The organism is Mucilaginibacter sp. NFR10 (assembly GCF_900100445.1).
In the GTDB taxonomy this organism is placed as follows: domain Bacteria; phylum Bacteroidota; class Bacteroidia; order Sphingobacteriales; family Sphingobacteriaceae; genus Mucilaginibacter; species Mucilaginibacter rubeus.
Map to the genome: position 1 here is coordinate 1 of NZ_FMTV01000016.1, position 14,013 is coordinate 14,013.

13 protein-coding genes are annotated in these 14,013 nt (G+C 40.8%); 4 read left to right on the plus strand and 9 right to left on the minus strand.

Going from position 1 to position 14,013, the window contains the following annotated elements:
• The 4 genes from BLP33_RS27255 to BLP33_RS26450 all read left to right on the plus strand — a co-directional run.
• Window positions 1-309 (plus strand): hypothetical protein (locus BLP33_RS27255; protein WP_139160082.1); only part of this gene is annotated, 309 nt, incomplete at its 5' end.
• Window positions 310-327: 18 nt separating this feature from the next.
• Window positions 328-1,146 carry a hypothetical protein gene (locus BLP33_RS26440; RefSeq protein ID WP_090534861.1) on the plus strand — a complete coding sequence of 273 codons (819 nt, stop codon included), beginning with the start codon at window positions 328-330 and terminating at the stop codon, window positions 1,144-1,146.
• A 30-nt stretch (window positions 1,147-1,176) separates the two neighbouring features.
• Complete coding sequence (locus BLP33_RS26445; RefSeq protein ID WP_090534863.1) at window positions 1,177-4,722, plus strand: DUF6443 domain-containing protein; 3,546 nt, start codon at window positions 1,177-1,179, stop codon at window positions 4,720-4,722.
• Window positions 4,719-5,192 (plus strand): hypothetical protein, encoded by a 474-nt coding sequence (locus BLP33_RS26450; protein ID WP_090534864.1) that lies wholly within the window; start codon window positions 4,719-4,721, stop codon window positions 5,190-5,192. Before BLP33_RS26445 ends, BLP33_RS26450 begins: the two co-directional genes overlap by 4 nt.
• A gap of 902 nt (window positions 5,193-6,094) precedes the next feature.
• Here the strand turns inward: BLP33_RS26450 and BLP33_RS26455 are convergent.
• The 9 genes from BLP33_RS26455 to BLP33_RS26500 all read right to left on the minus strand — a co-directional run bounded on the left by BLP33_RS26455 (window position 6,095) and on the right by BLP33_RS26500 (window position 13,563).
• Entirely contained in the window at window positions 6,095-6,619 is a 525-nt protein-coding gene (locus tag BLP33_RS26455; RefSeq protein WP_090534866.1) for a hypothetical protein, read from the minus strand.
• A gap of 72 nt (window positions 6,620-6,691) precedes the next feature.
• The gene (locus BLP33_RS26460) at window positions 6,692-7,306 is read right to left on the minus strand and encodes a hypothetical protein (RefSeq protein ID WP_090534867.1); all 615 of its coding nucleotides are present in this window, start codon (window positions 7,304-7,306) and stop codon (window positions 6,692-6,694) included.
• Between the two features lie 259 nt (window positions 7,307-7,565).
• Window positions 7,566-7,955: a hypothetical protein gene (locus BLP33_RS26465; RefSeq protein ID WP_090534869.1), complete on the minus strand. Its 390-nt coding sequence runs from the start codon at window positions 7,953-7,955 to the stop codon at window positions 7,566-7,568.
• Window positions 7,956-8,014: 59 nt separating this feature from the next.
• Complete coding sequence (locus tag BLP33_RS26470; RefSeq protein WP_090534871.1) at window positions 8,015-8,464, minus strand: hypothetical protein; 450 nt, start codon at window positions 8,462-8,464, stop codon at window positions 8,015-8,017.
• Window positions 8,465-8,772: 308 nt separating this feature from the next.
• Entirely contained in the window at window positions 8,773-9,270 is a 498-nt protein-coding gene (locus tag BLP33_RS26475) for a hypothetical protein (RefSeq protein ID WP_090534872.1), read from the minus strand.
• A 123-nt stretch (window positions 9,271-9,393) separates the two neighbouring features.
• Window positions 9,394-9,603: a hypothetical protein gene (locus tag BLP33_RS26480; protein ID WP_090534874.1), complete on the minus strand. Its 210-nt coding sequence runs from the start codon at window positions 9,601-9,603 to the stop codon at window positions 9,394-9,396.
• A gap of 8 nt (window positions 9,604-9,611) precedes the next feature.
• The gene (locus BLP33_RS26485) at window positions 9,612-10,097 is read right to left on the minus strand and encodes a hypothetical protein (protein WP_139160083.1); all 486 of its coding nucleotides are present in this window, start codon (window positions 10,095-10,097) and stop codon (window positions 9,612-9,614) included.
• Window positions 10,098-11,060: 963 nt separating this feature from the next.
• Complete coding sequence (locus BLP33_RS26495) at window positions 11,061-11,408, minus strand: DNA-binding transcriptional response regulator (RefSeq protein WP_090534880.1); 348 nt, start codon at window positions 11,406-11,408, stop codon at window positions 11,061-11,063.
• A gap of 298 nt (window positions 11,409-11,706) precedes the next feature.
• Window positions 11,707-13,563 (minus strand): DEAD/DEAH box helicase family protein, encoded by a 1,857-nt coding sequence (locus BLP33_RS26500; protein ID WP_139160084.1) that lies wholly within the window; start codon window positions 13,561-13,563, stop codon window positions 11,707-11,709.
• Window positions 13,564-14,013 lie beyond the last annotated feature (450 nt).

The following is a 14,013-nucleotide window of genomic DNA, read 5'->3' on the forward strand; positions in this document are numbered from 1 at the left end:
GGTACCGTAGCCGGTTACCCGCTGAAAGGAGGGACTATTAACGGGTGGACCTATTACGAGCACCAGGTTACCGGGCAGACGACAGTTGCCGTATCAGGTACAGGTAATATTGATGAACTCAGGTTATATCCGAAGGGCGCTCAGATGACCACCTATACTTATACGCCGCTGATCGGCGTGACCAGTTCGATAGATCCGAAGAACAATGCCTCGTACTACGAATATGACGGCCTCGGACGTTTGCAAAACATCAGGGATAAAGACGGCAACATCGTTAAACATACAGATTACCATTACCAGGGACAATAACAAATTAGAACCAATCACATGAAAAAATTAACCTTAATCACCATTCCATTCGTTTTTATCTCGAACTATCTTTTTGCGCAATGGACAACCAGCGGCACCAATATATATACCAATAATGCGGGCAGTGTGGTTATCGGGGCGACAACCCCAACAGTAGTCAATGCTTCAGCGGCTTTATTTCCATCTGTTACGTCCAAATTTAATGTAGTAACAGGGACCGGACCGGCAACCTTTGCTGATCTGGTAGTTCTGAACCATCCAGGCGTAAACGCAGATGCAGTACAACGGCAGATCGGCCTCGTTTTCAAATTATCAAGCGAAAGCACCACAGGTGAATCTGACAAAATGGGCGGAATGCTATTGGAAAGCAGTAATGTATATGCCAATCTCCCTTCTTTTAGCCTGGTAACAGGCAACATCCGGAGGCTTACCATAGATGCCTCTGGAAATATAGGTATTGGCAAAACGGACCCGCAAAACAAACTGGATGTTAATGGCACCATACATTCTAAATCCGTGCTGATCGACCTGAATGGCTGGAGTGATTATGTGTTCAAAAAAGATTATCGCTTGGCACCGTTATCGGAGGTCGAAGCATATATCGATCAAAACCAGCATTTACCGGAAATCCCTTCAGAACAGGAAATGACCAAAAAAGGGCTTAATGTCAGCGAGATGAACAAGTTACTGATGAAGAAAGTGGAAGAACTGACCTTGTACGCGATAGAGAACGAGCAGAAGGACAAGAAAAAAGACAAGCTTTTGGCTTCGCTCCAGGAACAGATCAACGCGTTAAAGCAACAACTCAAGCCTGCTTCAGGGAAAGCAAAAAAATAACCGAACCTATCACAGCTAAATATTTGAAGCATGAAAAGAAATGCTCGTCACAGAAACCGTTTTACGGTTTCCTTACTTATATCGCTGTTTACAGGCAGTATGCGTTTGGCGGCACAAATCTACCTGTCGCCTCCGGCAACATTAACAGCAGCACCGGCAGCGGGCTCATATTATAACTATACGGGGATCACGCTGAACCCAAACTTCAGTTTTACGGCAGCAACTGGTAGCAGCCTGAACCTGTATATCGCCAATCCCGACTGCCAGCAGCTAACAAACAGTTTTAGCCAAAACCAGAACTATATTATTACCAGTACGCCGCGTACGGCAATGAGCTCGTTTAGCACGAGCGGTAAAACGGCCTGTGACCTGATGCAAACAGTGCAATACTTTGACGGGTTGGGCAGGCCGCTGCAAACGGTACAGGTAAAAGGGTCGACAGCGGGTAAAGATGTGGTCCAGCCATTTGTATATGACCAGTTCGGGCGGGAAGCACAAACGTACCTGCCTTACGCGGCACAGGGAGCAGCAGACGGGAGCTATAAAAGCGCAGCAATCAGCGACCAGAATACATTTTATACCTCCCCGCCATCAGGCTCGGGCGTTTCGGCGGTTGCAAGCCCTTTTTCTATGACCAATTTTGAACCCTCGCCACTGAACCGGGTGCTGGAACAGGGAGCTCCCGGTGCCGTATGGCAGCCGGTAGCGGGCAGCACTGCCGGGCATACCAATAAGATAGATTATACCACCAATAATATCACCGCGCTAAGTGATGTAAACAACAGTTACCTGGCAGTTTTGTACACAGCAGCGATCAACAGTGATCAAAGCCGGACGCTCAACCACGCAAACGGTGCCAACTATGCTGCCGGTCAGCTGTACGTAACAATAAGCAAAGATGAGAACTGGGTAAGCGGGAAGCCCGGCACTACAGAAGAGTATAAAGACAAAGAGGGGCATGTGATACTGAAACGGACATTTAATCAGGTGGGCACAACCGTACAGGTATTATCAACCTATTATGTGTACGATGATCTGGGAAACCTGGCTTTTGTATTGCCTCCGAACAGCAATGCCGACGCGGGTATCACCAGTGCCGCCAATCAAGCCACACTGGATAATTTATGCTACCAGTACCAGTATGATGAGCGGAACAGGATGGTTCAAAAGAGGCTGCCGGGTAAAGATTGGGAATATATGGTATATAACCTTTTAGACCAGGTGATCTTTACCCAGGATGGCAATCAACGGATCAAATCGCCTCAGGACTGGAGCTTTATCAAATATGACGCTTTAGGCAGGGTAATTATGACCGGTACAGAAGGTGGACATACCGAAACCAGGCAGGGCCTTCAGGATTATATAACTACAACACTAAAGAACGCATCGTCAGGAGTTACGGAATGGGAAATTCCCAGTGCTGCCGGTACTCATGGTTATACCAACACTTCATTTCCGACCGGTCCGGGGGCAGTAGCGTTGACGGTAAACTATTATGATAGTTATAACACTCTGGCAGGTTACCCGGGTTACCCAACCAATTTTACCGTATCGGGGAACAGCACTATGACCACAGGATTAATAACAGCCAGTAAGACAGCGGTGCTGAACAACCCCTCAGATTATTTGTGGACAGTACATTACTATGACGATAAGGGCAGGGAAACACAGCTGTTTAAACAGCACTATTTAGGCGGCACGGTAAGCCAGTATAATTATGACCAGATCACCAATACATATAATAACATTACCAGCGAACTGACGACCAGTAAGCGTGAACATTATGTCAAAAACGCGAACAATACGGATAAGGTTAAATCGGTAACGATACTAAACACCTACGCTTATGACCATATGGGCCGCAAGGTGCAAACCAAGGAGCAGATCAACAGTGGTGCGAACATATTGTTGAGCCAGACAGATTACAACGAGATTGGCCAGGTTCAAACCAAACACCTGCACGGAGCAACAGGAGCAGCACCGTTTATGCAGAATATCGCGTATGCCTATAATGAACGTGGATGGTTAAAGAGCAGTACTTCACCCTTGTTTGCCATGCAATTAACCTATAATAATGGTAATACCGCTCCGTTTAATGGCAATATCAGTAACCAAACCTGGCAGATCCAGGGCGGCGCAAGCAAAAGTTATAATTATACCTATGACGCGCTGAACAGGCTGACAGCAGGTATATCTAATGAGAACTATAATGAACAGGGCATTGATTATGATTTGGCAGGGAATATCCAGCACCTGACTCGCCAAAACTCAGCCTATACTTATAATTATACGGGCAACCAATTGCAATCGGTAAGCGGGCTGACCACGGGTACATATCAATACGACCCGAATGGGAATGTCAAATTTGATGCCCGTAACCAGAAGACCATTGCGTATAACCTGCTGAACCTGCCGCAGAGTGTAACCGCAACAGGTTTTAACCTGAGCTATACCTACGATGCGGCAGGTAAAAAACTCCGTAAAAACAACGGGGCGACCATAACCGATTATATTGAGGGCATTCAATACGAAAACGGTAACATCATTTTTATCCAAACCGAAGAAGGCCGGGCGATCAACAGCGGAGGCAACTATATCTATGAGTATACCCTGACAGATCATTTGGGCAACAATCGGTTAAGCTTTGATCAGAACTCGGCGACAGCAATCAGGCAGCAGGATGATTATTACCCGTTTGGTATGGAAATATCAAGAGGTACTACTGCAAGTCCGAAGAATGAGTACCTTTATAATAAGAAAGAACTGCAGGAAGAATTGGGGCAATATGATTATGGCGCGCGGTTCTATGATCCGGTCATTGGGAGATGGGGAAGCGTGGATCCATTGACGGAGAAAATGAGAAGGCATTCTCCATACAATTATGGATTCAATAATCCAATGCGTTTCCTTGATCCTGATGGGATGGTACCTGGAGATTTTCTAGATCAACAAGGTAACAAAATTGGAACCAACGGTATCGATGATAAGAAATACTATGTGGTATCTAATCAAAATGAAATAAATAAAATCTCTACTACTAATTCAGCAGGAGGAACGACCCAAGTTATTGAAGTTTCTTCCGCGATACAATTACCAAGCGAGGTTGTCAGAGATAGAATGGTAGCGGCTGTTGATAGGTCTAATAGCGCTAGTACAGAGGCAAAGGACACGAAAGGTGGTATGCATGAAGAAGGAGGGGTTTATGGAAAGGTAGGAACAAAGGATGTTGCACTTGATTCTAAACCAGGGATGGTATATCAACCGGGAGGAAAAGGTTTAGGTGTGAATCCTTTAAATACAACGGGCAGTACGGAAGACAGAGTAGGGATTAAGATAGAAGGTACTTACCATGTTCATCCCAAAGGAGACGGTAAGACATCTTTTGTGCAGCCTCCATCATCTGCAGATTTAAATAATGCAGGTTATAGAAGTGAAAGGTTTGGTATAAATGGTTCGAGTTACGTATTAGGAGCAGGAAATAACACAATATACATTTATAAGCCTAATGGTGCCAGCGGCACAGCTACTGTTGTTGCAACGTTCCCTTTAGACAAATTTAGACAATTAGGTAAATGAAAAAGCGTATAATATCAATTACAGTGCTGTTGTTTCTACTGATTAGTTGCAAGATTAGCGGTCAGATCAAAAACAGGAACAGTTCTGTTCCCTCGAAGTTCTTTATAGATGAAAAAGATGCTGGTTTATCCGGATTAACCATAGCGTTCAGTGATGAAAAGGGTTTTATTAAGTATGGGATTGTTAAGAGTAATTATATAATACCTCCTCAACTTAATAAGAAAGTAAAGACAATCACTGTAATTATTACCTATAAAGGTTATAAAGGGGTTTTTCATAATGTAGATCGCCGCGTAGTCCAATCAACTCAAGATGTAAAGTGGATTTTTGGTGTTGATGAAGCACCTTTTGACAATTTGATAGGGGTTTCTACCGAGGGAGATAGTGACAAGTACAAGAAGATTGTTTATTGGAAGTTTGACTTACTTAAAGAAGGTGATGGTATAATGTTTACCGATAAGCAAAACTAACCAAGACAATGATAGACATAAGAAAGCCCGGCCAAGTCCGGGCTTTGCTGTTATTTTCTCCGCCCCCCCTGCTGCCGCAAGCGTTTTCGTGGCTGTTGCACCTCACTGGTCGAAGTTTAGCGAAAGCGTAACTTCGACCAAAAACAAAGCAAGCATCCTGCTTGCGAGGTATAGGAAATGCTGGATGAAATCAGCATCCGGGATTTTCGTAAATGTATTATCGGCTATTGATGCTTTGTAGCTGATCTTCGAGCCGCTGCGAGTTGAGCAAAAGGTCTGTGAAGGGAAAGCTGCATAGCAGCGACTTCACAGCATGCTTCACAAGGCTACTGGCGCTGCATTTGACTATAAGGGCAAAGCGTTGGATATTTCAAATGCTGTGACAGTACCGAAGCCTTTTGCGATGGCGCAGGCGAGCCTAAAATGATGAGCGACTGGCTGAGTTAATCTTGAGCGTTGCAAGCTTCACCTGGTCGATAGACCAAGTGAAAGCGCAGCATAGGTGAAAGGTTGATGAAGACAGGGAGAGCTCATGTGATGAACGACTTTGCGCCCTCAAATAGCGTGACAAGCCGCATCTGTGCGTTGGTCTTACTTCCGCACATTTTTAAAACAACCATATACAAAGTATACCTTATAAATAAATAATGTGCGGAGTTAGTTGCACTGGCAAAAAGATGCGGTTTAGCGAGATGTGCTGAAAGCTTATCGAGCGTAACGAAGCTTGGCGTGATATTTTGCGGCGCTTAGAAGTGAAGAACACCGATCTTCCTGGTGTGGTGGGCTATGCGAGGGACAGGCATAAGCAGAGCTTGCCTTTCTCGGTCTAAGCAACCAAAAGCGGGAAAGGCAAGTGATGGCTTATTTAAATTAGACTTAAAAAGTTCAAAAATGGCTCCAAATTAAAACAGTGGCGCAATTTTGCTTTGAATGTCGGAGATAACCGCCTTAAGCTTTTCGTTTTCACTTTCTAATTCTTGTATTCGCGTCTCATATGCAGCAACATCAAGAGAGCTTTTGCTACTGTATTTAACAAAGGTGGCCAAAATATTAACTACCTCGTCTATATCTGCTTTGCAATGAAACTCTTTCTTACGGTGAAATGGGTCGGTGATAAGAAACGTGATCGGGTTATGAGTATAAGATATCGAATCTTTTTCATTGTCGTATTTCGGGTAAGTCACAGCAACTGTCAAAGACCAACCGTTAACTATGCTACGATTATGAACTTTTTGGTTGGGAAAGGTAAAATACACATCGGAGTATGGCACCCTGAATACTGGCCCAAATGTTCCGTGGTTAGATTGATTACCAGTTGTTAAAATAATCGTTGGCGATGCAATCGATTCGTTGGTCAATTTATCCACTCGTTTTGCTTTAAAGCTTGAATCGAGTACGAAATGGTGTGCTTCTTTGATGATCGGCATAGAAAAGATTTAGAGCGAAGATATTCAAAGAAATGCGGTGAATCAATGGGTTATCAGATAAATGAGCTTTAATTACCAAATCTTCCAAAAAGGCTTCTTTCCCGATGTTTGAGCAATTGGAGTTTGATTGGGCAAATCAACTATCGCACGTCTTGAAAAGTCAATATCCCAAACTTCGACAGTACTTAAATCTATCTCCCATAGTTTCAGGAAATCATTTATTTTAATGAGCATTGCCCTGTTCATATGTACTTGCCAATCATCGAGCAAATACTCCAGATGTGACTCGTTGCAAAATAAATGAAGTAGAATGAATGCTGTGTTATCATCTTGCGACGTAATATAGTCAACGAGTACATTAAAATCAGATAGATCTTGGTGAGTAGCCATAAACTCCATTTGAATGCGAACGCGCTCATCATTGCTTATTCGGGGAATGGCAACGAAGTCTTGTTGATTGTTATCAAACTGTTGAAAAAGGCCTGTAAGTAATTCAATTTCGAGATCTGTATATTGAGTTGTGTACTTTGTTTTAAAATCCTCTTCTAATAAAAGATGATCATTGCCTGCAATTGCACCCATTAGATTTAGCTGCTTGGCATAGTAGCAAACTTCATCACGATAAACTATCGGCAAACTCATCGCGGATGCGAGCCAGTTGATTTTATTTTGTTCCTGCTTCGTCATAGTCAATTTATTAAAAGAGCCTAATAAGTGATAGGCTCTAGTTGGGTTTTATTTAGCAATTAATTTTACCTTATAAAAAGGTGCCATTGATCGTTACCTTGTTTTAAGTTTGAAGTCGTCCGCCAGTGTTGCTATTCTTTGAACGTAAAGCGAAAATTAGGCATGTGGCTGCAAGGGTCATGGTAATCGTTTGTTTCATAGTTATATTTATCTTTTGGTTATTCGATAGGTCAGGAATGTTTTACGGATAAATCGCTTTTTACAGGGTTTCGTATAGAGTGAAATTCCTCGTCTTTTGGTTTAGTATTCCGATTCTTGAATAGTTGCCAAAATCTAATATCATGATTTGAAAGGCATTTTCATTCCGATCTAAGGCAATCCATTTCACATGTACGCCATCCTTTTCCTGTTGATTAATCTTTCTTACAAACTTATAAGACTCTCCTATTACGTCGAGTCCTGAGATTGTTAAAGCATTACTAAATAACAAGGCGCGAACCCCTTTAGGTAAATCTTTAAAAGGAGCTTTCTCTAAGGAGCCATCAGGCTTTACTTTCTGATAAGAGACTTTAGTCAGGACGTATTGGGTTTGCCCTAAGCACAAAATTGGGGTTGTAGAGATAAGTAGAATTAATAAAAGCTTATACATTGTGATTAGTTAAGGCACCGAGAAGTTTCTTCGGTAGGTTTTAAAAAATGATTTTATAATCAGTTTGCCAATACGATATTGGTACAATAATAAACTATCTCTTTGTGGAGATAATAATTCATGAAGCTGCACCTGCGAGAGATGTTATCTCTGCGGTTTGGGTTGCCTTTTGCCTGTTTATGGTTTTCTCTCCACCCAAGGTAAAATAAAGGCATTTCCCCATCAAAGCTAACTCCTTCCAGCCTGTTACCTAATACACGAAAGTTAAAGACGCCTTTTAACGCATAATCTTTCCAATCCGAATAGGTTGAAGCCCAAAGTGAAAAGTCGTTTTCTGTGGTGATTTTCTGCGATATTAGCTGGCTAAAAGAGTTGTTAAACAGAGTATTTAGGTTTTGCTCATCAATATTATATTCCTTCTCATTTATACGAACTCTTAGAGAGCGTTGCCCAAAAGATTTGGCATAAGTTAGTGAAACAATAAATAAAGCGATAATTATAGGTTTCATGATAATTTTAAGGTACCGAACAGCCCTTAATCGGTAGGTTTATAAACACGAAAGCGCAGGACTGAACTTAGTCTGCGCATCGGAGGCACCTAGGAGAGCCCTTACAGCAACAAACAAGTCTTCGCCCTACGCTTGCGCGTGGACGTCCAACTCATTTGTTTTTGCTGTTTTGTGAAATTTCCTAGGTTTCCCGAATGCAAAACAAACAAAGCTTAACGCTTATATTTTCTATTTAATGATATGTCTATGTAATGGTATGTTTGCGGTTTCCTCCTGTTTTTATGCGAAGTTAATAAACAGCCGTGACACTATGCCACGGCTTTCATGAGTTTTCTTTGTTTAACGGTTGGTTTGTAAGGTATGACAATCAGCTTATGCTTTTTATGATTGCTATCCTCAACTGCCTCGTATAATGCGGAGCAATCTGTAATAACATACTCCGTGTTAATGCAATCCTCAATGTTGACTGTAGTATGCTCGATAGCTGTAAGCTTATAAAGTAGCCTAACGAACTTCGCAGTAATTAGAGAGTATTCGCATTCCTCTTTAAACTGCTCAAACCCAAAGTGGATAGAATAACGTTCGCCATCGTTGCACTCAAGCGATAAGTAAATTATTGGATTGACAAGTTCATCAATAGTGTTAACCATTGTTCCAGGCTTATTGGAGCGGCACAAGGCACAGCGAAGCTCGTGCCTGAATGTTGATGAGAGTAGCTGTTTGGCTCCTTTAAGGATTTTGAAATATGCTTCTTTAACTGACTTATTATAAGTTAGTAATGGCGGATCATTTTGCTTGGGTTTCATAATGAGATTTGTTAAGGTTCGTAAATGAGAAAAGCCCTGGTTGATGAAACCAAGGCTTTTCGTGTGTTGCTCGAAGAGTTAATTGCGAAGTTTACCTTTTAATAGAATAGGGCTGAAAGGCACTTATCCTTCCTGCTCTTTAAATTCATAGAGGCGTTTCAGTGGCACAAAGTAGGCCGAATCAAGGTACTCTTGCTCGTCAAATGACTGGTAAAGTATGCATTCGGCCCGGAACCAATCTTCCTCCATTAATTCCTGTACGAAAGGCCATTTGATTAATACGTAAAGTTCATCTACCGATGTGGCATTGCTGAATTGATAAGGATTATTCATTGTAAGTTTTAAAGTGTGTGAATAAACTGTTGAGGTTGATAGGCCATAACGCCTTTGAAGAAAGTTGGCAAGTCCGGCTGTCGTGGTCTGTGCGAAGCTAATTTTAAATGGATGAGTAGCTTTAAGAGCTTCACAACCTCTGCCTCTTTAGCGTAGCCGGTGAAGTCATAATGAAGCTGCATATTGCAAGCTGCATCGCATTCAAGGTATAAATAGCCTTTCTCAAAAGCAAAGCAGTAGCATGCATGAGAATCACTATTATCGCCCCTGTAATCACGCTCAAAGTAAACGGTGCCCGGTTCAATGATGTGGGTCTTTAGCACTTGAAGTATGGCTAAGTAAGCAGCCATTGCATGTTCTACGGCAAGTACCATGTTGGTAGGATGGGTAGATGGTTTGACTTTTTTCCACATCTTTTGCTCCCGATAAGGCCATCTGCGGCTTAATGTTGATGGCGATTTTGATTTGTTGTCGTTTTCTGTTTGTCGTGTCATTGTTTGTTGATTAGTTATGGTTTAGAGATTTGATGAGTTTGAGTTTGGAGGCAAGAAATAGGATGGTGCAAGGCAGCACATATAGTTTAGTTATGGCAGCTTTAGGCTGCCAACCGATAAGGTTGCTTTTTGCTGCTTTGCTGACAGCCTTCTTGGCCTTCACACGCAAAGTCAATCGGCTTTCCATCGAGACAAGGTGAGGCGGTAGAAATCGAACCCCTTAAATCGCGCAGAACACTCTTGCCGGAAAATTAAGGAGCAGATGAGGTGTGTAGGGGGGCGTTTTATTTTGATATAGGGAGCAGGGGTGAAAAGAGTATACCGGGGGGATTTGCTGTAGATGTGTATATTAGCCTTATAACCTAAATTGGATCATGATTATTAAAGCACTAGGTTACACTTTGAAGATATGGCTAACCAGCATCGTAATTAGTCCAATTCTTCATCTTTTTATTAACGGTATTACAGAACCTAACATGGGATATGCAAAGATTGGTGTTACAAGTAGCGTATACTTTATTTTAATGTCAATACCCTTTGGAATAATACTTTCAATACCAAGCTTTCTCTTATTGTGGTTAGCAGTTTATCTATTGATACGATTTGATGTGAAGACTAACCAGGCGAGGGGTCTATTATCCGTAATAGGCACAGCCCTTTCTTCCTTGGCGTTCTATATTGTATTTGGGTATGATGATCCGTCATCATACAAAGAGACAGTACTTTGGGCATTACCTTACTGTATAGTTATAGTGGCCTCTGTTTGGTATTATAGATTTGTTAATGAAAGTAAGTGAATTTGTCCAACGCTTTATTTAAAAGGGAAGCCTCGCTAATGACTATCCGAATAATTTGAGCAGTTTACCTTTTAATAAATGCGATTGAAATAGCATCAGCGCAAATAGCTTGTAAACAAAAATAGCTGCACTATGGCAGCTATTGAGGTCGAGTAATCTTGATAATTTACACAGTATGTTTATTTGTAACAGTTATAAATTCATGTAAATCGAATGGCCTTGTAAAGATATAAGCTGCGTTTAACTGCGAGATTGCTTCCGCTTCACGGGGATCGGCTATAACCATAAGTGGCCTGTTACCCACCATCTTTTCCTTAACATTATTTACGAATTCGCTTGCCTCATTGTCATGTTGAATGTCCAACAAAATGAGTGACAGTTCAGGTGTAATCATTTCTACAGAAGTCAGTTGTTTGCTATCGACAATACTAACTGAGTAGTCTTGGCATTCTAAAATTTGTTTAATCGTGTCGGCTGAAGTGTTATCGTTACTTATAAGTAATACTGTTTTCATCTTATTGTTTAAGCCTCAAAGATAGAGTAACAATGAAACATTTTTCAAAAGAAGAATCAATATGTCATACTTGAAATTTGAAAGGAGTAAAACAGTGTTTTTCTGTATAACTGTACTAAACATATGTTTTATCCAAGATGTTAGCAATACCGCATGTTTAGCATTAAAGAATGACTTAAAGGGTAGTTAGCTAACGATTAACCAATAACTATACATTCTAATAAATTCACAAACTTTGTAAATCCCTATAACAATGCACCTTTCTTAAATTAAATAGAAAATAGATACCCTAAATAAATCAAGCAGCCATCAGTATGTTAAAGTTGGCACGTATGATACGCAAGCCATTTTCCCGGATGCCTCTTGAGTTCTTAACCTTTCCTGTTTCAACTTGAAACCAGCCATTATCTTCAAGATGAGTAGCAGCAGCTATCCTAACCTTTCCATTTTCACTACGAATGTTTAAGCTGTTATACATTTCTTGCAACTTGCATTTAACATGTTGATTTGTGTATCCCTTATTCCCAGGCTTGAATTCCTGTTTCAATAGCTTGGCCAATTTTAGTTCTGCTCTTGTGTTCTCTTTAAGAATAATTTCTCTATCAACTCGCTTAACGTTATACTTCAATTTTATCATTGTGGCCTCATCTAGTAGTTCGTGGGCTTGATACGCGGTTGGATTCCTGCTTTTGATTTCATCTTCAATTGATTGTCCTATCGAAAATACTATACCATTTGCCTTCTTCCCTTTATATTCTTTAAGCTTTAGATAATCCTCTTCAAGCTGCTTAGCTTTTGACTTCCGTTTCTCAGTGCTCTTATTTTCAATTACATGATTTGCCTCAAGAAGTTCAACATTGAAGTATCCATCCTCCCAATCTTGCTTTATAAAGTTTATATGATTGTATATCTCGTTGTTTGCTGCTTCGTTTATTTGTTGATCGAGTTTCATAAGATTTAATTGTGCGATTTTTGTTTTGGTATCTCTATCTGCGTATTTGTCAACCTCGGTTTTCTCACTGAGTGTCATGCCTGATTTTGTGCGGTGTGCCACTCTTTCATTCCAGTGGTCTATCCCTAACCTGGCATCCTCTCGAAAATCAATTTTAAATTGCACAAGAGGTTTCAATTCTAAAAGTCCTTTATGGTCTGTGATATGGATTAATTGATATGGTTTATCGCCTTGAATTTCGCCTGATCGCAACCTGCCAAATGCTTGTTTGCCTTTTGTACTTGCACCTACACAGGTTTGAGGCCGATGCTTATCCGTCACTAAAATCATCGTCGCATTGATGTCACGTAAATCCCAGCCTTCAAAATACTTACTTGTGTAGAAGTTGATCTTCTTGTAAATGCCGTCTTTAGGCTCTGCAACAAAATAATTAATCAATTCACCAAGCTTTTGCATGTTCTTTCCGTCTTTATCATCCGCGCAAAAGATATTGCATTGTTCTATCGTTAATCTTGCCCGTTTGATCGCCGCTACAATTTGAGTAACTGAATTATAAAATATGTGCAGATTCCCAGGAAACTCATCACAGTTCTGAAGTATGTAGTCTAATGTGCCAACAACACTCTTTGCTTTCACCAACGTTACTTTACCCAATTTCTCTTCGAATTTGATTCGGTAATGGTGTAAGGATTTAAATCTTTCATCGCTAAATTCGTATGGGGTAGCTGAAATGATAGACTTGTTTTTAAATTGCCAGAAGTAATCGAATGGCGCTAATATGTCTTCACGGTATGCTTCGCTCACGAATGTGTGTACTTCATCGAGTAATAGAAACCATTCGCTAACGATTTCGTCATAACGTTTAACCTCTTCGGCTGCTTTCATTATTCTGCGCATCCCTTCAGGTGTAGTCATTATTTTATGTCCTGTCTTGCTTGTCATCAACATTTGTTTAATATCTTGATATGATACTAATCCATATACAATATCGATCTCGGGGTGCGCTTTTTGCTTACATAGCAGAATACTTATGTTAGGTACAGCTATAAGTGTGCATCTATCTTTATTTTTAATCTCCCCATAAGTTGCGCCTATACCGCAACGTCCTTTATCGATAAAGGCATTAATAGGCACGCCCACAGGCATTATTTTATCTAATCGGGTTTTAGGGGATACTACATAGGTAGTTGTTAATTTGTACAATTTTCATAGTCATTAAAGTTCTTCAGGGTTTATCTAACTTTTAAGAAGTGGTTGTATTCTTAAGGGTGAATCTAAAAAGTCAAAATTTCTAGAAAGTTGGGACAAAAGGAAAGATCAGTTAGCTAAACTGATCCCTAATTGACCCTGCCGATTGGCTATATTGACTTTGAATTTGTAGTACAAATATACGAAATCTTTACGATAAAAACAACTTAAATATCTAATAAGCAAATAGTTACTAAAATCCCAACTCAAGGTATTTAAGATCAAACAACGTTTCACTAATCTTATTAAGCTATTTAATTTACAATTCCTTTGCTTTATTAGTTTAACCAAGCTATCTTTGTCTTAACGGAGCGCTACTATGCTTTATCAACCTGTTCTCCGCTAGGCCGACACCAACCGACATTCCTATGGCCGAATCAATCAAAACGCTGCCTTTAGAGGCAA

Excerpts from the sequence above, each read along its gene's own strand:
- BLP33_RS26455 (WP_090534866.1), bottom strand. The coding sequence starts at position 6,619 with ATGCCGATCATCAAAGAAGCACACCATTTCGTACTCGATTCAAGCTTT.
- BLP33_RS26445 (WP_090534863.1), top strand. The coding sequence starts at position 1,177 with ATGAAAAGAAATGCTCGTCACAGAAACCGTTTTACGGTTTCCTTACTT.
- BLP33_RS26495 (WP_090534880.1), bottom strand. The coding sequence starts at position 11,408 with ATGAAAACAGTATTACTTATAAGTAACGATAACACTTCAGCCGACACG.
- BLP33_RS26470 (WP_090534871.1), bottom strand. The coding sequence starts at position 8,464 with ATGAAACCTATAATTATCGCTTTATTTATTGTTTCACTAACTTATGCC.
- BLP33_RS26480 (WP_090534874.1), bottom strand. The coding sequence starts at position 9,603 with ATGAATAATCCTTATCAATTCAGCAATGCCACATCGGTAGATGAACTT.
- BLP33_RS26475 (WP_090534872.1), bottom strand. The coding sequence starts at position 9,270 with ATGAAACCCAAGCAAAATGATCCGCCATTACTAACTTATAATAAGTCA.
- BLP33_RS26460 (WP_090534867.1), bottom strand. The coding sequence starts at position 7,306 with ATGACGAAGCAGGAACAAAATAAAATCAACTGGCTCGCATCCGCGATG.
- BLP33_RS26465 (WP_090534869.1), bottom strand. The coding sequence starts at position 7,955 with ATGTATAAGCTTTTATTAATTCTACTTATCTCTACAACCCCAATTTTG.
- BLP33_RS26440 (WP_090534861.1), top strand. The coding sequence starts at position 328 with ATGAAAAAATTAACCTTAATCACCATTCCATTCGTTTTTATCTCGAAC.
- BLP33_RS26485 (WP_139160083.1), bottom strand. The coding sequence starts at position 10,097 with ATGACACGACAAACAGAAAACGACAACAAATCAAAATCGCCATCAACA.
- BLP33_RS26450 (WP_090534864.1), top strand. The coding sequence starts at position 4,719 with ATGAAAAAGCGTATAATATCAATTACAGTGCTGTTGTTTCTACTGATT.